The organism is Streptomyces sp. NPDC052042 (assembly GCF_044548345.1).
Classification (GTDB): domain Bacteria; phylum Actinomycetota; class Actinomycetes; order Streptomycetales; family Streptomycetaceae; genus Streptomyces.
In genome coordinates this window covers 1-25,928 of the sequence record NZ_JBIUBU010000011.1, presented here as the reverse complement: position 1 = coordinate 25,928, position 25,928 = coordinate 1, and the positions used below count along the sequence as shown (strand labels likewise).

At 72.6% G+C, this 25,928-nt stretch carries 22 protein-coding genes; 17 read left to right on the top strand and 5 right to left on the bottom strand.

What is annotated here, in order from left to right; translation table 11 throughout:
* Nucleotides 1-215 precede the first annotated feature (215 nt).
* The 8 genes from ACIHCL_RS19365 to ACIHCL_RS19330 all read left to right on the top strand — a co-directional run bounded on the left by ACIHCL_RS19365 (nt 216) and on the right by ACIHCL_RS19330 (nt 8,933).
* Nucleotides 216-1,325: a quinone-dependent dihydroorotate dehydrogenase gene (locus ACIHCL_RS19365; RefSeq protein WP_399863273.1), complete on the top strand. Its 1,110-nt coding sequence runs from the start codon at nt 216-218 to the stop codon at nt 1,323-1,325.
* The gene (gene pyrF / locus ACIHCL_RS19360; protein ID WP_399863271.1) at nt 1,322-2,161 is read left to right on the top strand and encodes an orotidine-5'-phosphate decarboxylase; all 840 of its coding nucleotides are present in this window, start codon (nt 1,322-1,324) and stop codon (nt 2,159-2,161) included. The genes ACIHCL_RS19365 and pyrF overlap by 4 nt, the downstream gene beginning before the upstream one ends.
* A gap of 242 nt (nt 2,162-2,403) precedes the next feature.
* The gene (locus ACIHCL_RS19355) at nt 2,404-2,727 is read left to right on the top strand and encodes an integration host factor (RefSeq protein WP_014157387.1); all 324 of its coding nucleotides are present in this window, start codon (nt 2,404-2,406) and stop codon (nt 2,725-2,727) included.
* 38 nt (nt 2,728-2,765) lie between these two features.
* Nucleotides 2,766-3,392: a guanylate kinase gene (gene gmk, locus ACIHCL_RS19350; protein ID WP_399863268.1), complete on the top strand. Its 627-nt coding sequence runs from the start codon at nt 2,766-2,768 to the stop codon at nt 3,390-3,392.
* A 155-nt stretch (nt 3,393-3,547) separates the two neighbouring features.
* Nucleotides 3,548-3,820, top strand: a complete 273-nt coding sequence (gene rpoZ / locus ACIHCL_RS19345) for a DNA-directed RNA polymerase subunit omega (protein ID WP_018564174.1) — start codon at nt 3,548-3,550, stop codon at nt 3,818-3,820.
* Nucleotides 3,821-3,952: 132 nt separating this feature from the next.
* On the top strand, nt 3,953-5,155 hold the full coding sequence (coaBC, locus tag ACIHCL_RS19340) for a bifunctional phosphopantothenoylcysteine decarboxylase/phosphopantothenate--cysteine ligase CoaBC (RefSeq protein ID WP_399863266.1): 1,203 nt from the start codon (nt 3,953-3,955) through the stop codon (nt 5,153-5,155).
* Nucleotides 5,156-5,408: 253 nt separating this feature from the next.
* Nucleotides 5,409-6,632: a methionine adenosyltransferase gene (gene metK, locus ACIHCL_RS19335; RefSeq protein ID WP_399863264.1), complete on the top strand. Its 1,224-nt coding sequence runs from the start codon at nt 5,409-5,411 to the stop codon at nt 6,630-6,632.
* Nucleotides 6,633-6,791: 159 nt separating this feature from the next.
* A complete protein-coding gene (locus tag ACIHCL_RS19330; protein ID WP_399863262.1) occupies nt 6,792-8,933 on the top strand; it encodes a primosomal protein N' in 2,142 nt (713 codons plus the stop codon).
* 335 nt (nt 8,934-9,268) lie between these two features.
* Here ACIHCL_RS19330 and ACIHCL_RS19325 read toward each other — a convergent pair whose 3' ends face one another.
* Complete coding sequence (locus tag ACIHCL_RS19325; protein ID WP_399863260.1) at nt 9,269-9,808, bottom strand: hypothetical protein; 540 nt, start codon at nt 9,806-9,808, stop codon at nt 9,269-9,271.
* 279 nt (nt 9,809-10,087) lie between these two features.
* Between ACIHCL_RS19325 and fmt the strand changes: the two genes are divergently transcribed.
* The 4 genes from fmt to ACIHCL_RS19305 all read left to right on the top strand — a co-directional run bounded on the left by fmt (nt 10,088) and on the right by ACIHCL_RS19305 (nt 14,557).
* Nucleotides 10,088-11,020 carry a methionyl-tRNA formyltransferase gene (gene fmt / locus ACIHCL_RS19320; RefSeq protein WP_399863257.1) on the top strand — a complete coding sequence of 311 codons (933 nt, stop codon included), beginning with the start codon at nt 10,088-10,090 and terminating at the stop codon, nt 11,018-11,020.
* Between the two features lie 75 nt (nt 11,021-11,095).
* Complete coding sequence (locus ACIHCL_RS19315; RefSeq protein WP_399863254.1) at nt 11,096-12,529, top strand: RsmB/NOP family class I SAM-dependent RNA methyltransferase; 1,434 nt, start codon at nt 11,096-11,098, stop codon at nt 12,527-12,529.
* A 166-nt stretch (nt 12,530-12,695) separates the two neighbouring features.
* On the top strand, nt 12,696-13,379 hold the full coding sequence (gene rpe, locus ACIHCL_RS19310) for a ribulose-phosphate 3-epimerase (RefSeq protein ID WP_399863252.1): 684 nt from the start codon (nt 12,696-12,698) through the stop codon (nt 13,377-13,379).
* Nucleotides 13,380-13,540: 161 nt separating this feature from the next.
* Nucleotides 13,541-14,557: a sugar-binding transcriptional regulator gene (locus ACIHCL_RS19305; RefSeq protein WP_399863701.1), complete on the top strand. Its 1,017-nt coding sequence runs from the start codon at nt 13,541-13,543 to the stop codon at nt 14,555-14,557.
* A 221-nt stretch (nt 14,558-14,778) separates the two neighbouring features.
* On the opposite strand, the gene ACIHCL_RS19300 is transcribed toward ACIHCL_RS19305, so the two are convergent.
* Nucleotides 14,779-15,795 carry a terpene cyclase gene (locus tag ACIHCL_RS19300; protein WP_399863250.1) on the bottom strand — a complete coding sequence of 339 codons (1,017 nt, stop codon included), beginning with the start codon at nt 15,793-15,795 and terminating at the stop codon, nt 14,779-14,781.
* 329 nt (nt 15,796-16,124) lie between these two features.
* Between ACIHCL_RS19300 and ACIHCL_RS19295 the strand changes: the two genes are divergently transcribed.
* The 5 genes from ACIHCL_RS19295 (at nt 16,125) to ACIHCL_RS19275 (ending at nt 22,579) form a co-directional block, all read left to right on the top strand.
* On the top strand, nt 16,125-17,591 hold the full coding sequence (locus tag ACIHCL_RS19295; RefSeq protein ID WP_399863248.1) for a GuaB1 family IMP dehydrogenase-related protein: 1,467 nt from the start codon (nt 16,125-16,127) through the stop codon (nt 17,589-17,591).
* A 191-nt stretch (nt 17,592-17,782) separates the two neighbouring features.
* Nucleotides 17,783-19,240 carry an aldehyde dehydrogenase family protein gene (locus ACIHCL_RS19290; RefSeq protein WP_399863245.1) on the top strand — a complete coding sequence of 486 codons (1,458 nt, stop codon included), beginning with the start codon at nt 17,783-17,785 and terminating at the stop codon, nt 19,238-19,240.
* A 138-nt stretch (nt 19,241-19,378) separates the two neighbouring features.
* Nucleotides 19,379-19,834 (top strand): Lrp/AsnC family transcriptional regulator, encoded by a 456-nt coding sequence (locus tag ACIHCL_RS19285; protein WP_399863242.1) that lies wholly within the window; start codon nt 19,379-19,381, stop codon nt 19,832-19,834.
* Between the two features lie 200 nt (nt 19,835-20,034).
* A complete protein-coding gene (locus tag ACIHCL_RS19280) occupies nt 20,035-20,832 on the top strand; it encodes a carbon-nitrogen hydrolase family protein (RefSeq protein WP_399863240.1) in 798 nt (265 codons plus the stop codon).
* A 55-nt stretch (nt 20,833-20,887) separates the two neighbouring features.
* Nucleotides 20,888-22,579 carry a flavin monoamine oxidase family protein gene (locus tag ACIHCL_RS19275; RefSeq protein ID WP_399863237.1) on the top strand — a complete coding sequence of 564 codons (1,692 nt, stop codon included), beginning with the start codon at nt 20,888-20,890 and terminating at the stop codon, nt 22,577-22,579.
* 78 nt (nt 22,580-22,657) lie between these two features.
* On the opposite strand, the gene ACIHCL_RS19270 is transcribed toward ACIHCL_RS19275, so the two are convergent.
* The 3 genes from ACIHCL_RS19270 to ACIHCL_RS19260 form a co-directional block, all read right to left on the bottom strand.
* On the bottom strand, nt 22,658-23,506 hold the full coding sequence (locus ACIHCL_RS19270) for a fumarylacetoacetate hydrolase family protein (protein ID WP_399863234.1): 849 nt from the start codon (nt 23,504-23,506) through the stop codon (nt 22,658-22,660).
* 213 nt (nt 23,507-23,719) lie between these two features.
* Nucleotides 23,720-24,769 carry a hydroxyacid dehydrogenase gene (locus tag ACIHCL_RS19265; RefSeq protein WP_399863230.1) on the bottom strand — a complete coding sequence of 350 codons (1,050 nt, stop codon included), beginning with the start codon at nt 24,767-24,769 and terminating at the stop codon, nt 23,720-23,722.
* On the bottom strand, nt 24,753-25,826 hold the full coding sequence (locus ACIHCL_RS19260; RefSeq protein ID WP_399863228.1) for a dihydrodipicolinate synthase family protein: 1,074 nt from the start codon (nt 25,824-25,826) through the stop codon (nt 24,753-24,755). Before ACIHCL_RS19260 ends, ACIHCL_RS19265 begins: the two co-directional genes overlap by 17 nt.
* Nucleotides 25,827-25,928: the final 102 nt, after the last annotated feature.

Here is a 25,928-nt window from a genome sequence, read left to right as displayed (position 1 = left end):
CCCCGTCCGAGGGCTTCCGGCCGCCTCGCGCGGCCGGAAGCACCTGACGACGCTCCTTGCCGGGCAGACCTTGCCGGTCACGGCACGAGGCCGCGTCCGACACACACCGCCGTCGCCCGCAGGGCGGGGCCTGGTGCCCCTCCCGCACCAGCGGGCGGAGAGGGGGACACCGGAAACGGTGTCCCCCTCTCCGTGAGCACACCGAGGACACCCCGATGTACAGACTCTTCTTCCGACTGTTCTTCACGCGGATGGACACCGAGCGGGCGCACCACCTCGCCTTCGGCTGGATCCGCCTCGCGGCCGGCGTGCCGGTGCTGCGCACCTTCGTCGCCGCCGTGTTCGCCCCCCGGTACAAGGAACTGCGCACCGAGGCGTTCGGCCTGCGGATGCACGGCCCGTTCGGCCTCGCCGCCGGCTTCGACAAGAACGCCGTCGGGATCGACGGCATGGCGATGCTCGGCTTCGACCACGTCGAGATCGGCACCGTCACCGGCGAACCGCAGCCCGGCAACCCCAGGAAGCGCCTCTTCCGCCTCGTCGCGGACCGCGCGCTGATCAACCGCATGGGCTTCAACAACGAGGGCTCGGCGGCCGTGGCCCGGCGGCTCGCGGCCCGCACACCGGTCTTCAGGACCACCGTCGGCGTCAACATCGGCAAGACGAAGGCCGTGCCGGAGGCCGAGGCCGTCGGCGACTACGTGAAGTCCACCGAACGGCTCGCCGCCCACGCCGACTACCTCGTCGTCAACGTCTCCTCGCCCAACACCCCGGGCCTGCGCAACCTCCAGGCCACCGAGGCGCTGCGCCCCCTGCTGGCCGCCGTGCGCGAGGCAGCCGACCGCACCGTCACCGGGCGGCGCGTCCCGCTGCTCGTGAAGATCGCCCCGGACCTCGCCGACGAGGACATCGACGCGGTCGCCGATCTCGCGGTCGATCTGGGGCTCGACGGCATCATCGCGACCAACACCACCATCGCCCGGGACGGCCTCGGCCTGAAGTCCCCCCACACCCTCACCGGTGAGACCGGCGGGCTGTCCGGAGCCCCGCTCAAGGCGCGCTCCCTGGAGGTCCTCAGCCGCCTGTACGCGCGGGTGGGGGACCGGATCACCCTGGTCGGCGTCGGCGGCGTGGAGGACGCCGAGGACGCCTGGCAGCGCGTCCTCGCCGGAGCCACCCTCGTCCAGGGCTACAGCGCCTTCATCTACCAGGGCCCGTTCTACGCCCGGGCGATCCACAAGGGCCTGGCCGCGCGCCTGGCCGCCTCCCCGTACGCCACGCTCGCCGACGCGGTCGGCGCGGAGACCAGGAAGGCCACGGCATGACCACGGAACCGTTCGGCGCACGTCTGCGCCGCGCCATGGACACACGCGGGCCGCTCTGCGTCGGCATCGACCCGCACGCCTCGCTGCTCACCGCCTGGGGACTGAACGACGACGTCGCGGGCCTGGAGCGGTTCACCCGGACCGCCGTCGAGGCGCTGGCCGACCGGGTCGCCGTGCTCAAGCCGCAGTCCGCGTTCTTCGAGCGCTTCGGCTCGCGCGGCGTCGCCGTGCTGGAGAAGGCCGTCGAGGAGGCGCGCGCAGCGGGCGCGCTGGTCCTGATGGACGCCAAGCGCGGCGACATCGGCTCGACCATGGGCGCCTACGCGGCGACCTACCTGGACCCCGGGTCGCCGCTGTTCTCGGACGCGGTCACCGTCTCCCCCTACCTGGGCTTCGGCTCGCTGCGTCCGGCGCTCGACGCGGCGGTCCTCTCCGGCTCGGGCGTCTTCGTGCTCGCCCTCACCTCCAATCCCGAGGGGGCCGAGGTGCAACGCGCCACCGTCGCCGACGGCCGCCCGCTGGCCCAGGTGATGCTCGACCACCTGGCCGCCGAGAACGAGGGCGCCGAGCCGTTGGGTTCCGTCGGCGCCGTCGTCGGTGCCACGCTCGGCGACGCGGGGGTGAACCTGTCGATCAACGGCCCGCTGCTCGCGCCGGGCATCGGGGCCCAGGGCGCGACCCCTGCGGATCTGCCCGGGGTCTTCGGCGCCGCGGTGGGCGATGTGCTGCCCAGCGTGAGCCGCGGTGTGCTGCGCCGGGGACCGGACGCGGCGGGGCTGCGGGAGGCCGCCGAGCGGTTCACGGACGAGGTCCGGACGGCCCTTGCGAGTGCATGACCATGCCAGACAGCACGGCGTTGGCTGAATCCTGAACGAAAAACTCGGATATTTTGTCTGAAATGTCCTGGTCGGTAGAGGCTGACCAGGACTTTTCGTTGGTTCTCGCTGACTCCGGCGGCCTGGGCCGCTAGTCTCCGTCGAGAGCCGATGCGCACGCGTGGTGCGTCGCTCACCTGGTGTGGGAGGCAGCTTCCTCACCGGTCCGTATCCGACAGATCGACATCCGAGGTGACGTAGGCGTGGCTCTTCCGCCCCTTACCCCTGAACAGCGCGCAGCCGCGCTCGAAAAGGCCGCCGCGGCTCGCCGGGAGCGGGCCGAGGTCAAAAATCGACTCAAGCACTCCGGCGCCTCCCTCCACGAGGTCATCAAGCAGGGCCAGGAGAACGACGTCATCGGGAAGATGAAGGTCTCCGCCCTCCTGGAGTCCCTGCCCGGCGTGGGCAAGGTCCGCGCCAAGCAGATCATGGAGCGGCTCGGCATCTCCGAGAGTCGCCGGGTCCGGGGTCTCGGCTCGAACCAGATCGCATCCCTGGAGCGCGAGTTCGGCGGCAGCGCCGCCTGACGTTCTCGGGTACCCCTGAGAACCTGGATAATCGCTCCATGGCTGCAACATCCCGGGGGACGTCCCCCGTACCCCCGGACGTACGTCCGCGGCTGACCGTGCTCTCCGGCCCCTCCGGGGTCGGCAAGAGCACGGTCGTCGCTCATATGCGCAAGGCCCACCCCGAGGTGTGGCTCTCGGTTTCGGCGACGACCCGCAAGCCGCGCCCCGGCGAGCGGGACGGCGTCCACTACTTCTTCGTGGACAACGACGGGTTCGACAAGCTGATCGCCAATGGCGAGCTGCTGGAGTGGGCCGAGTTCGCGGGCAACCGGTACGGCACACCGCGCCGGGCCGTGCTCGAACGCCTGGAGGCCGGCGAGCCGGTACTGCTGGAGATCGACCTCCAGGGCGCCCGGCTGGTCCGGCAGTCGATGCCGGACGCCCGGCTCGTCTTCCTGGCCCCGCCGAGCTGGGAGGAGCTGGTCCGCCGGCTCACCGGGCGAGGGACGGAGTCGGCCGAGGTGATCGAGCGCCGGCTCGCCGCCGCCAAGGTCGAGCTGGCCGCCGAACCCGAGTTCGATACGACGCTGGTCAACACCTCCGTCCAGGACGTGGCGCGCGAGCTGCTAGCCTTGATGCTGGAGGCTTCCGGCCGCAGTCACGGCACGGGCGGCAGCGACTGACTCACACGACATGTGTGGCGCATGCGACACGATCGTGTGTGACACATGTGACAGTGCGACATGTGTGAGAGACGGGCACGTCGAAACCGTCACCCTCGCGGAGCCTCGCACCGTCAAAGGTTTCTTTGATCCTCACCCCCTTCGGAAGGCAGAGAGTGTCCTCTTCCATCACCACGCCCGAGGGCATCATCAACCCGCCGATTGATGAGCTCCTCGAGGCCACCGACTCGAAGTACAGCCTCGTGATCTACGCGGCCAAGCGCGCCCGCCAGATCAACGCGTACTACTCGCAGCTCGGCGAGGGCCTCCTGGAGTACGTCGGTCCGCTCGTCGACACCCACGTGCACGAGAAGCCGCTCTCGATCGCGCTGCGCGAGATCAACGCGGGCCTGCTCACCTCCGAGGCCGTCGAGGGCCCCGTGCAGTAAGCAGGAGACGCGCCTTCGTCACAGGCCCGGCGGCCACGGCCGCCGGGCCTGTGACGTGTCCGGGGCGGCGGCGTCGGACCGGCCGCGGTGCGGCAGCATGGGGGTGTCCGAATCCGAGTGCGGGGAGACGCAGTGGACAAGCCGAAGGTCGTTCTTGGGGTCAGCGGAGGCATCGCCGCGTACAAGGCGTGCGAACTCCTGCGCCGGTTGACGGAGTCCGGTCACGACGTACGCGTCGTCCCGACCGAGTCCGCGCTGAACTTCGTGGGGGCGGCCACCTGGTCGGCCCTTTCGGGCCACCCGGTCGCGACAGAGGTCTGGAACGACGTCCACGAGGTCCCGCACGTCCGGATCGGGCAGGGCGCGGACCTCGTCGTCGTCGCGCCCGCCACCGCGGACACACTCGCCCGGGCCGCCCACGGTCTCGCCGACGACCTGCTCACCAACACGCTCCTCACCGCCCGCTGTCCGGTCGTCTTCGCCCCCGCCATGCACACCGAGATGTGGGAGCACCCCGCCACTCGCGAGAACGTCGCCACGCTGCGCCGCCGCGGCGCCGTCGTGATCGAGCCCGCGATCGGCCGACTCACCGGAGCCGACACCGGCAAGGGCCGGCTGCCGGACCCCGGGGAGATCTTCGAGGTCTGCCGCCGGGTGCTGGCCCGCGGCGCGGCCGAACCGGACCTGGCCGGCCGGCACGTCGTGATCAGCGCGGGCGGCACGCGCGAGCCCCTCGACCCGGTGCGCTACCTCGGCAACCGCTCCTCCGGCAAGCAGGGATACGCCCTGGCCCGCACCGCGCTCGCCCGCGGCGCCCGGGTCACCCTGATCGAGGCCAACACCGGCCTGTCCGACCCCGCGGGCGCCGACGTCGTGCGGGTGGGGACCGCCGTGCAGCTGCGCGAGGCGGTGCTGAAGGCCGCCGCGGACGCGGACGTGGTCGTGATGGCTGCCGCGGTCGCCGACTTCCGCCCCGCCGCTTACGCGCAGGGCAAGATCAAGAAGAAGGACGGCCAGGAGCCGGCGCCCATCGCGCTCGTTCGTAATCCGGACATCCTCGCCGAGGTCTCCGCCGAACGTGCCCGGCCGGACCGGATCGTCGTCGGCTTCGCCGCCGAGACCGACGACGTCCTCGCCAACGGCCGCGCCAAGCTCCGCCGCAAGGGCTGCGACCTCCTCGTCGTCAACGAGGTGGGGGAGCGCAGGACCTTCGGCTCCGAGGACAACGAGGCGGTGGTGCTCGCGGCCGACGGCACCGAGACGCCGGTGCCGTACGGACCCAAGGAGGCCCTCGCCGACACGGTCTGGGACCTCGTGTCGCCGCGGCTGCGATGAAGATCTCGTTCGATGTGCCGCCGCTGCTCCCGCACGCCCGAAACTCCCGGAAAGTCGGGCGTGAATGGCATGGCGGAGAGGCTGGTTCGAGCCCTTGACGAGCCGTTTCTGTCACATCGGAACTCCCAAGGAGCGAGACACGCTGTCCGCCGGACGAAAGTGACCGATAAACTGTCCGCGGACCGTGCCGGGCGCAGCTCCCGGCCGTCCGCCAAATGATCAGCCAGCAGCCGCTGCAACCCCAGGGAGCGATGTGTCCCGCCGTCTCTTCACCTCGGAGTCCGTCACCGAGGGCCACCCCGACAAGATCGCTGACCAGATCAGCGACACCATCCTCGACGCCCTGCTCCGCGAGGACCCCACCTCGCGCGTCGCCGTCGAGACCCTGATCACCACCGGTCTGGTGCATGTTGCGGGTGAGGTCACGACCAAGGCCTACGCCGACATCCCGACGCTCGTGCGCAACAAGGTCCTGGAGATCGGCTACGACTCCTCCAAGAAGGGCTTCGACGGCGCTTCCTGCGGCGTCTCCGTCTCCATCGGCGCCCAGTCGCCCGACATCGCGCAGGGCGTCGACACCGCCTACGAGACGCGGGTCGAGGGTTCCACCGCGGGCGGGGAGAGCGACGACCTGGACAAGCAGGGCGCCGGTGACCAGGGCCTGATGTTCGGCTACGCGTGCGACGAGACGCCCGAGCTGATGCCGCTCCCGATCTACCTCGCCCACCGGCTCTCGCGCAGGCTCTCCGAGGTCCGCAAGAACGGCACCATCCCCTACCTGCGCCCCGACGGCAAGACCCAGGTCACCATCGAGTACGACGGCGACAAGGCGGTCCGCCTCGACACGGTCGTCGTGTCCTCGCAGCACGCCAGCGACATCGACCTCGACTCGCTGCTGGCGCCCGACATCCGTGAGTTCGTCGTCGAGCACGTGCTGGCGCAGGTCGTCGAGGACGGCATCAAGCTGGACACCGACGGTTACCGGCTGCTGGTCAATCCGACCGGCCGCTTCGAGATCGGCGGCCCGATGGGCGACGCCGGCCTGACCGGCCGCAAGATCATCATCGACACCTACGGCGGCATGGCCCGCCACGGCGGCGGCGCCTTCTCGGGCAAGGACCCGTCCAAGGTGGACCGCTCGGCCGCGTACGCCATGCGCTGGGTCGCCAAGAACGTCGTCGCCGCGGGCCTCGCCTCCCGCTGCGAGGTCCAGGTCGCCTACGCCATCGGCAAGGCCGAGCCGGTCGGCCTGTTCGTCGAGACCTTCGGCACCGCCACGGTCGAGACCGAGAAGATCGAGAACGCCATCGGCGAGGTCTTCGACCTCCGCCCGGCCGCGATCATCCGCGACCTCAACCTGCTGCGTCCGATCTACGCGCAGACCGCGGCCTACGGCCACTTCGGCCGTGAGCTCCCCGACTTCACCTGGGAGCGCACGGACCGCGTGGACGCGCTGCGGAAGGCCGCCGGGCTGTAAGCGCGCCCGGGAGCAGCCCTTCGTCCGTACGCCGGGGCCCGGCCACCGCACGCGGTGGCCGGGCCCCGGCGCGTTCCCCGGACGTTCCCCGGTGCGTCGCCGCCCGAGGCGGGATTCGGCCGGGGTGCGCTGTCCGTGGGGTCTGGTAGGAATGTGGCTGTGAGCAGCGACGACGAGCGATCCGGCGACCCCGGCCGCGGGGCCCCCGAGCAGCTGGCGCTGATCCGGGAGACCGTGCGGAAGGCGAAGGTGCCGCGGGCCAAGCCGCGGACCTGGCGCGACGCCGCGCTCGCCAGGGAACTGCCCGTCGCCCGGGTCCTGGTCAACAGGGGCGCGCTCCACCTCGACCAGTACTTCGACTACGCCGTGCCCGAGGAACTCGACGCCGACGCCCGGCCGGGGGTGCGGGTGCGGGTGCGGTTCGGGGCGGGGACCCGCCACATCCGCGGCGGCCGGCGCGAGGGCGGGGGACTGGTCGACGGCTTCCTCGTCGAGCGGCTCGCCGAATCCGACTACCCGGGGGCGCTCGCCGCGCTCGCCTATGTGGTGTCCCCCGAACCCGTGCTGAGCCCGGAACTGCTGGCACTCGCGCGGGCCGTCGCCGACCGGTACGCGGGCAGCCTCGCCGACGTGCTGCAACTGGCCGTGCCGCCACGCAACGGCAGGGCCGAGTCCAGGCCCTCGCCCGCCCCCCTGCCCCCGCCGCCCCCGCCGGCCCCGGGGAGCTGGGAGCGGTACGCACAGGGGCCCGCGTTCCTGCGGGCCCTGGCCGAGGGCGGTGCGCCCCGGGCCGTGTGGACGGCGCTGCCGGGACCGCACTGGCCGGGCGAGATCGCCGTGGCCGTGGCCGCGACGCTCGCCTCCGGCCGGGGTGCCCTCGTCGTCGTCCCGGACGGACGGAGCGCGGGCCGGGTGGACGCGGCCCTCACCGGGCTGCTCGGCGAGGGCCGCCACGCCCTGCTGACCGCCGACTCCGGGCCCGAGAAGCGCTACCGGGAGTGGCTCGCGGTGCGGCGCGGCTCCGTCGGGGCGGTCGTGGGGACGAGGGCCGCGATGTTCGCCCCCGTCGCTGACCTGGGCCTGGTGGCCGTCTGGGACGACGGCGACTCCAGCCACAGCGACGACAACGCCCCCTTCCCGCACGTCCGCGAGGTGCTCGAACTGCGAGCGGCGCACACCCGGTGCGCCTTCCTCCTCGGGGGTACGAGCTGCACCGTGGAGGCCGCCCAGTTGGTGGAGAGCGGCTGGGCACTGCCGCTGAGCGCGGACCGCGAGCAGCTGCGGATCGCGGCGCCCCTGGTCCGCACCGTGGGCGACGGGGAACTGGCGGACGACGAGGCCGCACGGGCGGCGCGGCTCCCCAGCCTGGCCTGGCGGACGGTGCGCGACGGGCTGCGCGGCGGTCCCGTGCTGGTCCAGGTGCCGCGCCGCGGTTACGCACCGCGGCTGGCCTGCGAACGCTGCCGCGAACCGGCCCGGTGCCGCCACTGCTCCGGGCCGCTCCAGGCGCCGGACCGGCGGGACCTCGAATGCGCCTGGTGCGGGCACGCCGAGACCGACTGGCGCTGCGTCGCCTGCGGCTTCACCGGGCTGCGGGCACAGATCGTCGGCGCCCGCAGGACCGCGGAGGAACTCGGCCGGGCGTTCCCCGCCGTGCCGGTCCGCACCTCCGGCCGCGACCACATCCTGGAATCGGTGCCCAACGCGCCGGCGCTCGTGGTCAGCACCCCCGGCGCCGAACCCGTGGCCGAAGACGGCTACGCGGCGGCGCTGCTGCTGGACGGCTGGGCGCTGGTCGGGCGTCCCGACCTGCGGGCCGGGGAGGAGGCGCTGCGGCGGTGGACGGCCGCCGCCTCGCTGGTACGGGGCAGGCCGGAGGGCGGCACGGTGGTGATCGTCGCCGAGCCGACGCTGCGGCCCGTGCAGGCGCTGGTGCGCTGGGATCCGGTCGGCCATGCCCGCCGCGAGCTGGCGGAGCGGGCCGAACTGGGTTTTCCGCCGGTGTCCCGGATGGCCTCGGTGACGGGCTCGCCTGACGTGCTCGCCGCGTTCTTCGCCGCCGCCGCACTGCCGCCCGAGGCCGAGGTGCTGGGCCCGGTCCCGCTCCCGCGCGCCGAGCCGGGCAGGCCGCGCAGGCCGGGGGACGCACCGCCGGGGGAGCACTGGGAGCGGGCCCTGGTCAGGGTTCCGCCGGGGAGCGGAGCGGCCCTGGCCGCCGCGTTCAAGACCGCGCAGGCGGCCCGGCTCTCCCGGGGCGGCGAGCAGGCCCGGATCAGGGTGGACCCGCCGGACATCGGCTGACGGCCCGGAGCCGGTGCGGGGCGTGCCCGCGCCGCGACGGTGCCGGTCCGGGAACGCCCGGTCCGCGGGGCAGTGCGGGCCCATCCGCGAGCCGGCACGGGCCGGGGAGCGGCGGCGTCCGGGCCGGGCGGGCTTCCGGGCGCTCGGCCGGTGCCCGCCACGATCGGCCGATGACGGCTTCCGGGCCGCACGCCTCGCGGGCGCTCGGCACCCCCGCGGGCCGGTGCCCGCCATGCCGGCGAGCGACGCGGATTCCGGAGCCGGGCGCGCGGCGTACGGCGGTGGACGCGCGGCTGCCCCGCCGTGCGTCGGGCGCGGCGGGGCAGTGGACGGGGTCAGCCGTTGCGCGGGCCGGGGAAGACCCCCGGGCGCAGGTCGTCGCGCAGGACCTGGCGGTCCACCGAGGGCTGCGGGGGCATGGAACGGGCGGCGGGCACGGACGGTGCGCCGCCCGCGCCGGGGGCCAAGGGCATCGGGCGTGGCACGGGCGTGTCCGCCGCGGCCTCGGCCGCCCCCGTCGGCCGGGCGTTGCGGCGAGCGCCGTAGCGGCGGTGCACCGCCTGCTTGGTGACCCCGAGGGCGGAGCCCACCGCGTCCCAGGAGAAACCCAGTGAGCGGTCGAAGTCCACCGCCGCGGTGACCAGGGTCTCGACGCTGTCGCGCAGTTCCTGGGCCAGTCTGACGGTGGGGGCCGGGGCCCTGCCGTAGACGACGAAGCCCGTGGACGGGCCGGAGCGGCGCGGTCGGTAGACGTTGCCCAGTTGGGCGGTGAGCGTGCGCAGCGCGTCCACCTGCCGCCGGACCCGCTCGATGTCCCGCACCAACAGATGCAGACTGGCCCGCGCTTGGGCGTCGTGGGTTGCGTGGTCGGCCATGAAGAAGCCTCTCGAACCGGCGTTGAAAGGGATCGGGCCGCACCGTGGCGGCCCGCTTCGGTCAATCTCTCTTGACCAACGCGGCAGTCGCTGATCTGGTCACGTGCAGGGGCGCGAGCGCATCCCCGAGGGGCGCACGGTCACGCGTACGCCCCCCGAGCGCCGGGCCCATAGACTTGAGGGCCCGACCGGAGAGCGGGGAAGACGCCGTCCCCCGGTCCCGGTCGACCACGCACCGACCTTCACCGTACGTTCCGGCCGAGAGGCAGTCAGCCACCCATGAAGCTCGTCTTCGCAGGCACCCCCGAGGTCGCCGTTCCCGCCCTGGACGCCCTGATCGCCTCCGACCGGCACGAGGTGGCGGCCGTCGTCACCCGGCCCGACGCACCGGCCGGGCGGGGCCGCAGGCTGGTCGCCAGCCCCGTCGCGGAGCGTGCCGAGGAGGCCGGGATCGAGGTGCTCAAGCCCGCCCGGCCGAGCGACGAGGACTTCCTGGCGCGGCTGCGGGAGATCGCACCGGACTGCTGCCCGGTCGTCGCCTACGGGGCGCTGCTGCCCAGGGACGCGCTCGACGTGCCCGCCCACGGCTGGGTCAACCTGCACTTCTCGCTGCTGCCCGCCTGGCGCGGCGCGGCCCCCGTCCAGCACGCGATCATGGCCGGGGACGAGGTGACCGGCGCGTCGACCTTCCTGATCGAGGAGGGTCTGGACTCCGGCCCGGTGTACGGGGTCCTCACCGAGGAGGTGCGTCCCACCGACACCAGCGGCGACCTGCTCACCCGCCTGGCGTTCGCCGGGTCGGGGCTGCTCGCCGCGACCATGGACGGCATCGAGGACGGCACCCTGCACGCCGTGCCGCAGCCCGACGGCGGCGTCAGCCTCGCCCCGAAGATCACCGTCGAGAACGCCCAGGTGCGGTGGTCCGAGCCCGCCCTGCGGGTCGACCGGGTGGTGCGCGGCTGCACCCCCGCTCCCGGTGCGTGGACGGTGTTCCGCGGCGAGCGCCTGAAGCTGGTCCAGGTGACGCCGGTGATCGACCGCGCGGACCTGGCGCCCGGCGAACTGTCGGCGGCGAAGAACAACGTGTACGTGGGCACCGGGTCGCACGCCGTCGAACTGCTCTGGGTCCAGCCGCAGGGCAAGAAGCCGATGCGGGGCGCGGACTGGGCCCGCGGGGTGCGGATCGCCCACGGCGAGCTGCTGGGCACCTGACGGACCGGACGGCCGGGCACGGCGACGTAGGCTTGGAGGGTTCGTTCCCCTCACCGCCAGCGGAGCACCTTTCACGTGAACGACCAGCAGCGTCGCCGTCCCGCCAAGCCGCATCGCCGCCCGAAGAAGGACCCCGTCCGGTTCCTCGCCTTCGAGGCGCTCAGGGCCGTCGACGAACGCGACGCGTACGCCAACCTCGCCCTGCCCCCGCTGCTGAGGAAGGCCCGCGCCGCGGGCGGCTTCGACGACCGGGACGCGGCGCTGGCGACCGAGCTGGTCTACGGGACGCTGCGCCGCCAGGGGACGTACGACGCGATCGTCGCCGCCTGCATCGACCGGCCGCTGCGCGAGGTCGACCCGCCGGTCCTCGACGTGCTCGACATGGGCGTGCACCAGCTGCTCGGCACCCGCATCCCCACCCACGCCGCGGTCTCCGCCAGCGTCGAGCTGGCCCGGGTGGTGCTCGGCGAGGGGCGGGCCAAGTTCGTCAACGCCGTCCTGCGGAAGGTCGCCGCGGACGACCTCGACGGCTGGGTGGCGCGCGTCGCCCCGCCCTACGACGAGGACCCCGAGGACCATCTCGCGGTCGTGCACTCGCATCCGCGCTGGGTCGTCTCCGCGCTCTGGGACGCGCTGGGCGGCGGCCGGGCCGGGATCGAGCGCCTTCTGGAGGCGGACAACGAACGGCCCGAGGTCACGCTCGTCGCCCGCCCCGGCCGCGCCACCACCGGGGAGCTCCTCAGCGCCCTCGGGGAGGAGAACGGCCGGCCCGGCCGCTGGTCGCCCCATGCCGTGCGGATGGCGGAGGGCGGGGAGCCGGGCGCCCTGGAGGCGGTGCGGGACGGCCGCGCCGGGGTCCAGGACGAGGGCAGCCAGCTGGTGGCCGCCGCCCTCGCCCACGCACCGCTGGAGGGCCGCGACGCCCGGTGGCTCGACGGCTGCGCGGGGCCCGGGGGCAAGGCCGCCCTGCTCGGTGCGCTCGCCGCCGAACGCGGCGCCGCCCTGGTCGCCGCCGAGAAGCAGCCGCACCGGGCCCGGCTCGTCGAGCGCGCGCTGACCGGCAACCCCGGCCCGTACCAGGTGGTCGTCGCCGACGGCACCCGCCCGCCGTGGCGGCCGGGCACCTTCGACCGGATCCTGATGGACGTGCCGTGCTCGGGCCTCGGCGCGCTGCGGCGCCGCCCGGAGGCGCGCTGGCGCCGCCGCCCGGAGGACCTGGAGAGCTTCGCGCCGCTGCAACGCGGTCTGCTGCGCGAGGCGTTGGCGGCGGTACGGGTCGGCGGGGTCGTCGGATACGCGACCTGCTCGCCGCATCTCGCCGAGACCCGGGTCGTCGTCGAGGACGTGCTCAAGGGGCGCGGCGGCCGGCCGGTCCGGGCGGAGTGGATCGACGCCCGCCCGCTGATGCCGGGGGTGCCCGATCTCGGGGAGGGCCCCGATGTCCAGCTGTGGCCGCATCTGCACGGCACGGACGCGATGTACCTGGCACTGCTGCGGCGCACCGGCTGATGCGCGGCGGCCGTCGGCAGCGGACCCCGGGCGGGCCGCTGCCGAAGGCCGAATCGTCCGGATCGGGCGGATGGTGTCGCTCGGAGCCCGCGAACCGTAACGATCCCGTGAGGCTTTGGCCCGCGCAGGGGCGGGCAACCGGCGCGGAGCATGGCAGGCTTGGCACATGGCCCAGATCAACCCCAGCATCCTGTCCGCCGACTTCGCCCGTCTCGCCGAGGAGGCGAAGGCGGTCGAAGGCGCCGACTGGCTCCACGTCGACGTGATGGACAACCACTTCGTCCCCAACCTGACCCTCGGCGTCCCGGTCGTGGAATCGCTCAGCCGCGCCACGGACACCCCGCTGGACTGCCATCTGATGATCGAGGACGCCGACCGGTGGGCGCCGCAGTACGTCGAGGCGGGAGCCGGTTCCGTCACCTTCCACGTGGAGGCCGCCGCCGCCCCCGTGCGGCTGGCGCGCGAGATCCGGGCCAAGGGCGCCCGCGCCTCCATGGCGCTCAAGCCCGCGACGCCCATCGAGCCGTACGAGGACCTGCTCCCCGAACTCGACATGCTGCTGATCATGACCGTGGAGCCGGGCTTCGGCGGTCAGGCGTTCCTCGACATCATGCTGCCGAAGATCCGCCGCACCCGTGAGCTGATCTCCAAGCACGGGCTCGAACTCTGGCTCCAGGTCGACGGCGGCGTCTCCGGATCCACCATCGAGCGGTGCGCCGAGGCGGGCGCGGACGTCTTCGTCGCCGGCTCGGCGGTGTACGGGGCCCAGGACCCCGCCGAGGCCGTGCGCGCCCTGCGCGCCCAGGCCGAGACGGCCACCGCCTCGGCCGCCTGGGCCTGCCACCACTGATCCGGGCCACGGCCGGAGAACGCTCCGGCCCCGAACGGAAGTCCGCCCGGCCAAGGGCGGATGAACGCGGTCCGACGGGACCGAGCAGGGATCGCCGAATCTGACAGGATGAACGGCGTATCGAGAGAGTGAAGAGCAGTGAGGAGAACGCGGTGTCTGCAATGTCGGCGGGACGGTCCGCCCTGCGGATGGGGCCCGCGGAGCTGGTGCAGGCGGCGGCCATGGCCCGTCGCTTCTACCTCGAGGGAAAGTCGAAGATCCAGATCGCCGAGGAGTTCGGTGTCAGCCGCTTCAAGGTGGCCCGGGTCCTGGAGACGGCGCTCGAACGCGACCTCGTGCGCATCGAGATCCGTGTCCCCGCCGAACTGGACGCCGAACGTTCCGATGCGCTCCGGGCCCGCTACGGACTGCGGCACGCGGTGGTCGTCGAATCGCCCGCGGAGGAGCCGGACGACGCACCCGACCCGGAGAACCTCGGCGAGGTCGCGGCCGATCTGCTCGGCGAACTGGTGACCGAGGGCGATGTGCTCGGCCTCGCCTGGGGCCGGTCCACGATCCACATGGCCGCCGCCCTCGACCGGCTGCCCCCGTGCACCGTCGTGCAGCTCACCGGCGTGTACGACGCCGGGACCGCCGAACGGGGCTCGGTCGAGGCGGTCCGGCGGGCCGCCCAGGTGGCGGGCGGCGAGGCACATCCGATCTACGCGCCGATGCTGCTCCCCGACCCGGCCACGGCCGCCGCCCTGCGCCACCAGACGGGTATCGCCCGGGCCTTCGAGTACTTCGACAAGGTGACGGTCGCCGCGGTGTCCATCGGCTCCTGGGAGCCGGGCATCTCCACCGTCCACGACATGCTCACGGACGAGGAGCGCGCGCACTACGCCTCGCTCGGCGCCGCCGCCGAGATGTCCGCCCACCTCTTCGACACGGAGGGGCGCCGGGTCGGCCGGGACCTGGGGGAGCGGTGCATCACGGTCGAGGCCGACCGGCTGCGCCGGATCCCCGAGGTGGTGGCGATCGCGGGCGGTCGGCGCAAGGCCGCCGCGATCGGGGCGGTGCTGCGCTCCGGCCTGGTCACCAGCCTGGTGACGGACACGGCGGCGGCCGACTACCTGCTGACCGAGTCGGCGGCGCCGCGGCGTCCGGCGCTGGAGCGGGCTGACCCCGACGGGGCCTGAACGGCGCGGACCGGACGGCGCGGGTGGGGCGATCGTCACCGGTGCCGCCCGGTCGGGCCGGGGTCCGGCCGCCGGGGCGCCACCAGCGGCACGGTGCCCCGGCGCGGCCGGCCGGTCATGCCGGGAGCGGTCCCGCGTGGGGTCGGCGCCGAACCCGTACCACCGCGCCTGCGGACCGCAAGTCGCCGAGCAACCGACGCGGTCGGCGGTCCGCGGGGAGGTCAGTCCTTGGCGACGCCCAGGACCGTCGCCTCCAGGTACTGCTCCGGCGCCTCGTACTGGCCCACGTCGGCCGGGTTGTAGCGGGGGGTCTGGCGCGACCAGTCCAGGTTGCCGCGCATCCAGCTCCGCATCCCGTCCAGGTACGGCAGGAGCATCCCGGACAGCTGTGGGTACGAACTCAGCAGCTCGGCCTCCGCGGCCAGGAACCGCCGGGTCTCCCTGTCGGTCTCGGCGCAGACGTGTTCCAGCGCCTGGTGCTTGCCGTACCCGCGGTGGTGCCGGACCAGGTGGACGAGGTTGTGGATCTCGCCGAGGACCTGCTCCTTCTCGTACGAGTACACGTCGTTGGCCCAGCACACGACGTTGCACGCGGCTTCCAGCGCGGTGATGAACCGGGAGTCGTTGTGGATCGACTCGGGAGCCTCGATCCCGGCGACGATCTCTATGAGGTCCATGCAGACGTGGATCGCCCCGGTGTGGCGCCTCTGGGCGATGTAGGTCTCCTCGGACGGCACCACACCGGCGGCGCGGTTCCCGGCTTCCCAGGTGGTGGTGGTCGTGAGGTACTTGGTCAGGTGCCAGCAGAACCGCGCGCGCCAGTGCGCGGCGGTCTGCGGAGTCGTACGTTCCCACAGGTCGACCAGGGCGACCACGGCGGCGGGGAGCTCCCCGGACGGCGCGGCGCCCGCGCCGTCGATCACGGACCTCATCATGGCCACCACGTCGCGCACCCGCTCCGGGCTGCGGCCGAGATGGCCGTCGTCGAGCTGGTCGTCGACGAGGAACAGCCACACGAACCAGTCGGCGACGAGGTCGAGTTTCTCGGCGTCGGCGGTCGGATACACCATGCCGACGAAGGCCCCGAAGTCCGCCTGCTCGAAACGCTCCCTGGCTGAATCCCGGTGCACGAGGCCGGTGTTGCGGATCCAGGCGTTGAGATGAGCCCGGGTGTGTGGGACGTGCGGATTCGTGCGCTGGGGGAACGGGCAGTAGATGTCCGGCAGTTCACTGTCCACGGCTGGGTCCTGATCCTCTCCGGTCGTACCTCTGACGGAAGTTGTGGCGCCTCCGTCTTCTCCTCCGGGCGTCGTGGTGACCCACGGGACCTGCGGGTTTTGAAGCTACCCGACCGCTTGTCGCCAGGTCCAGGGATGATGATCGTGAATCATTCCGGACAGCACCAGGCATGATCCGCTCGCCAACGGGCACACTGTGTGAGCGGGCGGATCCGTTCCGTCCGAAACCTCCGCATCCCCTTTTTTTGGAGGAACATACGAGCGCGGAGGTGATTTGCTGTGCCTTCGGGGAGGCGACCTGCGCCGTTTCGTGTGAAAAAATGAGCATCATGCGTTTTCTTGAGCCCGGCACCGGTCGCTACACAGAGTCCCCCTCGGTCCCGTACGACCTCACCTACGACGACGTCTTCATGGTCCCGGGCCGCTCGGCGGTCGGTTCCCGCCAGGGTGTCGACCTCTCCTCACCCGACGGCACCGGCACCACCATCCCGTTGGTCGTGGCGAACATGACGGCTATCGCGGGCCGCCGGATGGCCGAAACGGTCGCCCGTCGAGGCGGACTCGTCGTCGTCCCGCAGGACATCCCGATCGATGTCGTCACCGATGTCGTCTCCTGGGTGAAGACACGCCACCTGGTCCTCGACACGCCGATCGTGCTGACGCCCGGCCAGACGGTGGCCGACGCGCTGTTCCTGCTGCCCAAGCGCGCGCACGGCGCGGGTGTCGTCGTGGATGCGGAGCACCGGCCCGTCGGTGTGGTCACCGAACACGACCTCGGTGGCGTCGACCGCTTCACCCAGCTCTCCGAGGTCATGTCCAGGGACCTGAAGCTGATCGACGCGGACATGGAACCGCGCGACGCGTTCCACGAACTCGACGGGGCCCACCGCAAGTTGGCCCCTGCCGTCGACGCGGACGGCAGGCTCGTCGGCATCCTCACCCGCAAGGGCGCGCTGCGTGCCACCCTGTACACCCCCGCCACCGACGCCGCCGGGCGGCTGCGGATCGCCGCCGCGGTCGGGATCAACGGCGATGTCGCGGGCAAGGCCAAGCAGCTGCTCGACGCCGGCGTCGACACGCTTGTGGTGGACACCGCCCACGGCCACCAGGAGTCCATGATCAACGCGGTCCGGGCGGTCCGGGCGCTCGGACCGCAGGTGCCGCTCGTCGCGGGCAACGTCGTCGCCGCCGCGGGGGTGCGCGACCTCGTCGAGGCCGGCGCGGACATCGTCAAGGTCGGTGTGGGGCCCGGCGCCATGTGCACCACCCGGATGATGACCGGGGTGGGCCGGCCGCAGTTCTCCGCCGTCCTCGAATGCGCCGCCGAGGCGAAGAAGTACGGCAAGCACGTGTGGGCCGACGGCGGCGTCCGCCACCCGCGCGATGTCGCGATGGCGCTCGCGGCGGGCGCGTCCAACGTGATGGTCGGCTCGTGGTTCGCCGGGACGTACGAATCGCCCGGCGACCTCCAGCAGTCCGCCGACGGGCGCTTCTACAAGGAGTCCTTCGGCATGGCCTCCGCGCGCGCCGTGAAGAACCGCACCTCGGACGAGTCGGCGTACGACCGGGCCCGCAAGGCGCTCTTCGAGGAGGGCATCTCGACCTCGCGGATGTTCCTGGATCCGGCCCGGCCCGGCGTGGAGGACCTGATCGACTCGATCATCGCGGGCGTCCGCTCCTCCTGCACCTACGCCGGTGCGGCGTCCCTGGAGGAGTTCGCCGAGAGGGCGGTCGTCGGGGTGCAGAGCGCCGCCGGGTACGCCGAGGGCAAGCCGCTGCACGCCAGCTGGAGTTGATCAGGCGTCATTTGCAACACCGTTGCCCCTCACGGCCGTTCACGCCGTGGGGGGCGATTGTCTTCCGGCGGACACCGCGGGCGCGGTTGTCCGATTGCGGCCCGGTGGCGTGGTCGGCAGCTCCAACTTCCCGAGCCCCTCAGTAGTATGAACGGTAATCAGCTGTCCGCCTCTCTGCGGTAAGGGATCTCATGTCCTTCTTCACTGACCTGGCCCACCAGTACATCGACGGAGAGTGGAGGCCGGGCAAGGGGTCCTGGGACATCATCGACTTCAATCCGTACAACGGGGAGAAGCTCGCCTCGATCACGGTCGCCACGGCCGACGAGGTGGACCAGGCGTTCCGCTCCGCCGAGATCGCCCAGCGCGCCTGGGGCGACACCAACCCGTACGCGCGGCGCATGGTGCTGGAGCGGGCGCTGCGCATCGTCGAGGAGCGCGAAGAGGAGATCAGCGACGCGATCGTCGCGGAACTCGGCGGCACCCGGCTCAAGGCCGCCTTCGAACTGCATCTCGCCAAGGAGTTCCTGCGGGAGTCGATCCAGCTCGCGCTGCGGCCCGCCGGGCAGATCCTGCCCTCGCCGACCGAGGGCAAGGAGAACCGCGTCTACCGGGTGCCGGTCGGCGTCGTCGGCGTGATCAGCCCCTTCAACTTCCCGTTCCTGCTGTCGCTCAAGTCGGTCGCCCCCGCCCTGGCGCTGGGCAATGCCGTGGTGCTCAAACCGCACCAGAACACCCCGGTCTGCGGTGGCACGCTGGTGGCGAAGGTGTTCGAGGACGCGGGGCTGCCGGCCGGGCTCCTCAACGTGGTGGTCACCGACATCGCCGAGATCGGCGACACGCTGCTGGAGCACCCCATCCCGCAGGTCATCTCCTTCACCGGCTCCGACAAGGTGGGGCGGCACGTCGCCACCGTGTGCGCGGCCCACCTCAAGCGGGCCGTGCTGGAACTCGGCGGGAACAGCGCGCTGATCGTCCTCGACGACGCCGATCTGGACTACGCCGTGGACGCGGCCGTCTTCAGCCGCTACGTGCACCAGGGCCAGGTCTGCATGGCCGCGAACCGCATCCTCGTCGACCGGGCGGTGGAGAAGGAGTTCACCGAGAAGTTCGTCGCCAAGGTCGCGTCCCTGCCGGTCGGCGACCCGGCGGCCCCGGACACCGTGATCGGCCCGCTGATCAACGCCACCCAGGCCGAGGCGATCACCTCGCTCGTCGACCAGGCGGTGGAGGACGGGGCGACCGCCCTGCTGCACGGCCGGGCCGAGGGCAACCTGGTGAGCCCGTCCGTGCTGACCGACCTGCCCGCCGGTTCCCCCGTCCTGTCCCAGGAACTGTTCGGACCGGTCGCGCTCATCGTGCCGTTCGACGGCGAGGACGAGGCGGTGCGCATCGCCAACGACACCCCGTACGGGCTGAGCGGCGCGGTGCACACCAGCAACATCGAGCGCGGCGTGCGGATCGGGCAGCGCGTCCACACCGGCATGATCCACATCAACGACGGCACGGTCCACGACGAGCCCATCGTCCCGTTCGGCGGGGAGAAGAGCTCCGGTCTCGGCCGCTTGAACGGCGACTCGATGGTCGAGGCGTTCACCACCCAGAAGTGGATCTCGGTGCAGTACGGCCGCTCGCAGTTCCCGTTCTGACGAGTCCGCGCTTCCGGCGCGGTACCCGTTCCCGCCGCCCCGCCGGGTGCGCCCGGCGGGGCGGCGGCGTGGTCTACTTCGGAGGGCGGCCCGGTGCCGCCCCCGAACCGGCCATCGCAGAGAAGTGAACCGCCCGAAGTGCGCCTGAACGACCTCGACGAACGCATCGTCCACGCCCTCGCCGAAGACGCCCGGCGCTCCTACGCGGACATCGGCGCGCTCGTCGGCCTCTCCGCCCCCGCGGTGAAACGCCGTGTGGACCGGCTGCGGGCCGAAGGGGCGATCACCGGCTTCACGGTGCGGGTCGATCCGGCGGCGCTGGGATGGGAGACCGAGGGCTACATCGAGATCTACTGCAGCCGCAACACCTCCCCGGAGGCGATCAAGCAGGGGCTGGAGCGCTATCCGGAGGTCGCGTCGGCGTCCACGGTGACAGGCGAGGCCGACGCGCTGGTGCAGGTCTTCGCCGCGGACATGCGCCACTTCGAGCAGGTGCTCGAACGGATCGCGGGCGAGCCGTACGTGGAGCGCACCAAGTCCGTGCTGGTGCTGTCGCCGCTGCTGCGACGGTACTCGTCGGGGTCGCCGCAGTAGGCGGGTGCCGCCCGGGCCGCCGGCCGGGACCCGCGCCACCCGGCGGGGCCAGGAAGACGTGCCGTGCAACGAATCGCCGCAGTCGCGCCCGGGTGCGCAATGGATCAAGGGTCGATGCGCAACGGTCGCGCCTTGTCCGTCCCGAGCGGCGGACCGTACGGTCGATACGTCCCGTCCCGCCCCATCGCCCGAGGTCAGCCATGCCGTCGTTGCGCACCGCCCTGCTTCAGAGCTCCGGACGCCCCGGGCACGTGGACACGAACCTGGCGGCGCTCGACGCCGCGGCCCGGCGCGCCGCGGACGCCGGGGCCCGGCTGATGGTCTGCCCCGAACTGTTCCTGACCGGCTACGCGATCGGCGCCGATGTGGCCCGGCTGGCCGAGCCGGCCGACGGACCCTCCGCCGACGCGGTCGCCGCGATCGCCGCCCGGCACGGGCTCGCCGTCCTGTACGGCTACCCGGAGCGTTCGGGCGAGCGGGTCTTCAACACCGCACGGCTCGTCGGCCCGGACGGGGCCGCGCTCGCCGACTACCGCAAGACCCATCTCTTCGGCGACTTCGAGCAGGAGTGGTTCACCCCGGGCGAGCAGCCCGTCGTCCAGGCCGAGCTGGACGGCGTCCGCCTCGGAATCCTGATCTGCTACGACGTCGAATTCCCGGAGAACGTCCGCGCGCACGCCCTCGCGGGCACCGACCTGCTGCTGGTGCCCACGGCACTCATGCACCCGTTCCAGTTCGTCGCCGAATCGCTCGTCCCGGTCCGGGCCTTCGAGAGCCAGATGTACGTGGCCTACGCCGACCGCACGGGCCCGGAGGGCGCGTTCGAGTTCGTCGGACTGAGCTGCCTGGCCGGCCCCGACGGCACCGTCCGCGCCCGTGCCGGACGCGGCGAGGAACTGATCGTCGGCGACGTCGACACCGCGCTCCTGGGCGCCTCGCGCGAGACCAACCCGTATCTGCGCGACCGCCGCCCCGGCCTGTACGGCACCCTCGCCTGAGCCGGCCGCCCCTCCCCGTCCCACCTCTCGTTCCCGTGCAAGGAGTCCGTACCCCATGACGTCCACGGTGCCCAACGCCGCCCAGCACACCGAAGCGGCCGAGCCCATCACCATGTTCGGACCGGACTTCCCGTACGCGTACGACGACTACCTGGCGCACCCCGCGGGGATCGGGCAGATTCCGGCCACCGAGCACGGCTCCGAGGTCGCCGTCATCGGCGGCGGGCTCTCCGGCGTCGTCGCCGCGTACGAGCTGATGAAGATGGGCCTGCGGCCCGTGGTCTACGAGGCCGACCGGATCGGCGGGCGGCTGCGCACGGTCGGCTTCGAGGGCTGCGACCCCGCGCTCACCGCGGAAATGGGCGCGATGCGCTTCCCGCCCTCCTCCACCGCGCTCCAGCACTACATCGACCTGGTGGGCCTGGAGACCAGGCCGTTCCCCAACCCGCTCTCCCCGGCCACCCCGTCGACCGTCGTCGATCTCAAGGGCGAGTCCCACTACGCGCGCACCATCGACGACCTGCCGCAGGTGTACCGCGACGTGATGGACGCCTGGAACCGGTGCCTGGAGGAGGACGCCGACTTCTCGGACATGAACCGCGCGATGCGGGAACGCGACGTGCCGCGCATCCGGGAGCTCTGGTCGAGGCTGGTCCGCGAACTCGACAACCAGACCTTCTACGGATTCCTCTGCGCATCCGAGGCATTCGCGTCGTTCAAGCACCGCGAGATCTTCGGCCAGGTCGGATTCGGCACCGGCGGCTGGGACACCGACTTCCCCAACTCCATCCTGGAGATCCTGCGCGTCGTCTACGCCGAGGCGGACGACCACCACCGCTCCATCGTGGGCGGCAGCCAGCAGCTCCCGCTGCGGCTCTGGGAACGCGAACCGCGCAAGATCGTCCACTGGCCGCTCGGTACCTCGCTGTCCTCGCTGCACGGCGGCGAGCCGCGCCCCGCGGTCACCCGGCTGCACCGTACCGCCGGGAACCGGATCACCGTCACCGACGCCACCGGCGACGTCCGCACCTACCCGGCCGTCATCTTCACCGGACAGTCCTGGCTGCTGCTCTCGAAGATCGACTGCGACGACGCGCTCTTCCCGATCGACCACTGGACGGCGATGGAGCGCACCCACTACATGGAGTCGTCCAAGCTGTTCGTCCCCGTCGACCGGCCGTTCTGGCTGGACAAGGACGAGACGACCGGGCGGGACCGCATGTCGATGACGCTCACCGACCGGATGACCCGGGGGACGTACCTCCTGGACAACGGCCCCGACGGGCCCGCCGTCATCTGCCTCTCGTACACCTGGTGCGACGACAGCCTGAAGTGGCTGCCGCTGACCGCGAACGAGCGCATGGAGGTCATGCTGAAGTCGCTCGGCGAGATCTACCCGGACGTCGACATCAGGAAGCACATCATCGGCAACCCGGCGACCGTCTCGTGGGAGAACGAGCCGTACTTCATGGGGGCGTTCAAGGCCAACCTGCCGGGCCACTACCGGTACCAGCGGCGGCTGTTCACCCACTTCATGCAGGATCGGCTGCCCGCCGACCGGCAGGGCATCTTCCTCGCGGGCGACGACATCTCCTGGACGGCCGGCTGGGCCGAGGGCGCCGTGCAGACCGCGCTCAACGCCGTCTGGGGTGTGATGACCCGGCTCGGTGGTGCGACCGACCCGACGAACCCCGGCCCCGGGGACGTCTTCGACGACATCGCCCCGGTCGAACTCCCCGAGGACTGAGGCCGGTCCGGACCGGGGCGGGGTCCGCGGGCGGAGCGGCCCGCCCCGGCGGGACGGGCCGCTCGTGTCCGGTCGGCGTCAGGCGGGACGGCAGACGCTGCGCTGACGTCCCAGGCCCGAGATCTCGACCTCCATCACATCGTCCGGCCCCAGGTAGGGGAAGCGGCCGGAGAGCGCCACGCCCTGCGGGGTGCCGGTGTTGACGATGTCACCGGGCTCCAGCACCAGGTACTGCGAGAGATGGTGCACCAGGTGCGCCACGTCGAAGATCATGTCCGCGGTGCTGGAATCCTGCCGCGGTTCGTCGTTGACGAAGCTGCGCAGCCGCAGCTGCTGCGGATCGCCGACCTCGTCGGCGGTCACCAGCACCGGGCCCAGCGGATTGAACGTGGCGCAGCTCTTGCCCTTGGACCACTGGCCGCCCGACTCCTCCAGCTGGAAGGCGCGTTCGGAGACGTCGTTGCTGACCGCGTAGCCCGCGATGTGCGCGGCGGCGTCGGCGGGGGAGTCCAGGTAGGAGGCGCGGCGGCCGATGACGACGGCCAGCTCCACCTCCCAGTCGGTCTTCTTCGAACCGCGCGGGATCAGCACGTCGTCGTACGGCCCGACGACCGTGTTCGGCGACTTGTAGAAGAGGATGGGCTGTTCGGGCGGTTCGCTGCCGGACTCCGCCGCGTGCGCCGCGTAGTTCTGTCCGATGCAGAGCAGCGCGGACGGACGGGCCACCGGGGCGCCGATCCGCTCGCCGCTGATGTCGGTCTCGGGGAGCGCCGACACGGCGGGGACCAGGTTCGGGTCGTCGGCGAGCGCGGCGAGGAACGTGCCGTCGATGTCGTCGGTGATCCCGGACAGGTCGTAGTGACGGCCGTCGGAGTGGGCGAGGACGGGGCGTTCGCGGCCCGGCTCGCCGATGCGCATCAGTCGCATGGAGGTGAACTCTCCTGAGGGTAGGGGTGTCGGGGGTTCGGAAGGCGGGGCCTGGGCCGTGTCTTCCAACCGCGGTCCGCCGCGCGGCGGACGGCGTGTGCTCGCCGCGTCGTCGGAGTCTTCCTCGCGCGCCCACTGCGAGGACGGTCCTCCGCCCTGCGGTCGCGGGCACCGGACGACGCTCCTGCCGGGCGGACGAGGCCGGTCACGGCACTAGTGCAGGCGGGCGAGGGCGTCGGCGGCGACGGCGTGTTCCGGGGGTCGCCCGGAGAGCAGCCGCAGCACCTCGTCGGCGGCGCTCGCACCGAGCCGCCGACGGCACTCGACGGTACCGGCCGCCTGGTGCGGTGTCAGCAGGGCATTCGGCAGGGAGCGCAGCGGGTGGTCCACGGGCAGCGGCTCCGCGTCGAAGACGTCGATCGCCGCGTCCAGCCGGCCCGACGACAGCTCGGCCAGGAGCGCGTCCTCGTCGACCAGCCACGACCTTGCGGTGTTGACCAGACCCGCCCCGTCCGGCATCAGCGCGAGTTGCGCGGCGCCGATCATCCGATGGGTCTCCTCGGTGACCGGTGCGTGCACGGCCACCACACGGCTGCGGGTGAGCAGCGTTTCCAGCGGGACGGGCGTGACGCCGAGCGCCTCGGCGTCCGCCTCGGACAGGTACGGGTCGGTGACGCTCACTCGCGCCCCCATGGCCCGGACCAGGGCGATGTAGGAGCGGCCGGTGCGGGAGGCGCCGATCACCCCGATGTCGCTGCCGTGGATCTCGTGGCGCGGCGGGGCCTCGCTCGCCGCCGCCCACTCGGCCCCGCCGCGCAGGGCGTGGTCGAAGCGGTGGACGCGGTGCAGCAGCGCGAGCGTGAACGCGAGCGCGACCTCGGCGACCGGGCGGGCCATCGCGTCCCCGGCCTGGGTGACCGCGATGCCCCGCCGGAACACGTCCTCGGTGACGTACGGGGCCACCGCCGAACCGGTGTGCGCCACCAGCTCCAGCCGGTCCGCCGAGGCCAGGAGTCCGGCGTCGACCCGGGGCGCGCCCCACGAGGTGATCAGCGCGCGGGCGCCCGGCAGGGCGGCGGCGAGTGCCGCCCGGTCGGTGTGGTCATCCAGGACCGTCAGCTGCGCCGCCCGCTCCAGCCCCCGCCACACGTCCGCGGCGAAGAGCTGCTCCCGCAGGCGCGGCGGCACGGCGACGACCACCCGGTCGCGGCCGCCGGCGCCGGTGGGGTGCGGGCGGTCGGGCAGCTCAGGACAGCCAGGCATCGAGGTGCTCCGCGACGAACGCGTCGTCGGTCAGCCACGGATAGGCGGCGGCCACCCGGCTGATCTCCTCGGCCTGTCCGGGGGAGAGCGTCTCGGCCGGGTCCAGGCACCGGATGTTCGCCAGCAGGCCCTGGCGATGGAGGACCTCGTGGACCCCGGCGATGCAGCCCCGGAAGGCGCCCCGCACATCGAAGACCGCGCTGTTGGCGTCGGTCAGCTCCGGGCGGCGGGTCAGGCAGCGCACCATCGCCTCGTGGTCGCCCGCGCGCGCCCTGCGGACGTCCTCCAGGAGCGCGACCGCGGAGGTGGTCCACACCGCCCACTGGCCGAGCAGCCCGCCCGCGAACCAGCGCCGGGTGCCGTCCGCCGTCTCGTACGGGGTGAGCAGGTCGCCGATGATGTCGTCGTCGTTGCCGGTGTACAGCGCCACCTCGCCGGCGCGGTCGGCGGCGGCGACGGCCCGTACGACGTCGGCGGTGCGGTACCGGTCGAACGGGGCGATCTTCACCGCGGCCGTGTTCGGCAGGTCGGTGAAGGCGGACCAGAAGCCCGGCGACAGGTACCGGCCGCCGACGGCCTCCTGGAGGTAGAAGCCGATCACCGGCAGCACCTCGCCGACCGCCCGCGCCCGGTCCAGCAGGCCCTTCTCGTCCGCCCCGGGCACGGCCGGGCTGAGCAGCACCGCGTCGTAGCCGAGCTCGGCGGCGGTCTCGGCCTCGGCCACGGCCTGCGCCGTGTACCCGCAGGCCCCGGCCACCTTGACGAACGGACGGCCCGCCTCGGCGTCGATCGTCTCGGCGGCCAGCTCCAGGACCGGCCGGAACAGGCCGACCTCCGGTTCGCGGATCTCGAACTGGGTGGTGTGCACGGCGACGGCGACGCCGCCCGCGCCCGAGGCCAGGTAGTAGCGGGTGAGCGCCCGCTGCCGTCGCTCGTCGAAGGAACCGTCGGCGTGCAGGGCCAGCGGATGGGCGGGGATCACCGCGCCGTGGGCGAGTGCCTCCAGCGCGGACGCGGAAGGGCCGGGAACGGACCGGGCGGGGGGAGTGGGAGACATGGGGTGGATCAGAACCTTCCGTCGCGGACCTGGAACTTGGTGGGCTTGCCGGACAGTGGCAGGCCGCGGCGCAGCCAGTCGGCTTGCCATTCGATGAGGGTG

Coding starts and splice junctions, on each gene's coding strand:
- ACIHCL_RS19275 (WP_399863237.1), top strand. CDS start 20,888: ATGACGTCCACGGTGCCCAACGCCGCCCAGCACACCGAAGCGGCCGAG.
- ACIHCL_RS19305 (WP_399863701.1), top strand. CDS start 13,541: ATGTCGGCGGGACGGTCCGCCCTGCGGATGGGGCCCGCGGAGCTGGTG.
- ACIHCL_RS19270 (WP_399863234.1), bottom strand. CDS start 23,506: ATGCGACTGATGCGCATCGGCGAGCCGGGCCGCGAACGCCCCGTCCTC.
- fmt (WP_399863257.1), top strand. CDS start 10,088: ATGAAGCTCGTCTTCGCAGGCACCCCCGAGGTCGCCGTTCCCGCCCTG.
- ACIHCL_RS19265 (WP_399863230.1), bottom strand. CDS start 24,769: ATGCCTGGCTGTCCTGAGCTGCCCGACCGCCCGCACCCCACCGGCGCC.
- ACIHCL_RS19295 (WP_399863248.1), top strand. CDS start 16,125: ATGCGTTTTCTTGAGCCCGGCACCGGTCGCTACACAGAGTCCCCCTCG.
- ACIHCL_RS19260 (WP_399863228.1), bottom strand. CDS start 25,826: ATGTCTCCCACTCCCCCCGCCCGGTCCGTTCCCGGCCCTTCCGCGTCC.
- ACIHCL_RS19290 (WP_399863245.1), top strand. CDS start 17,783: ATGTCCTTCTTCACTGACCTGGCCCACCAGTACATCGACGGAGAGTGG.
- ACIHCL_RS19365 (WP_399863273.1), top strand. CDS start 216: ATGTACAGACTCTTCTTCCGACTGTTCTTCACGCGGATGGACACCGAG.
- gmk (WP_399863268.1), top strand. CDS start 2,766: ATGGCTGCAACATCCCGGGGGACGTCCCCCGTACCCCCGGACGTACGT.
- pyrF (WP_399863271.1), top strand. CDS start 1,322: ATGACCACGGAACCGTTCGGCGCACGTCTGCGCCGCGCCATGGACACA.
- ACIHCL_RS19280 (WP_399863240.1), top strand. CDS start 20,035: ATGCCGTCGTTGCGCACCGCCCTGCTTCAGAGCTCCGGACGCCCCGGG.
- rpe (WP_399863252.1), top strand. CDS start 12,696: ATGGCCCAGATCAACCCCAGCATCCTGTCCGCCGACTTCGCCCGTCTC.
- ACIHCL_RS19325 (WP_399863260.1), bottom strand. CDS start 9,808: ATGGCCGACCACGCAACCCACGACGCCCAAGCGCGGGCCAGTCTGCAT.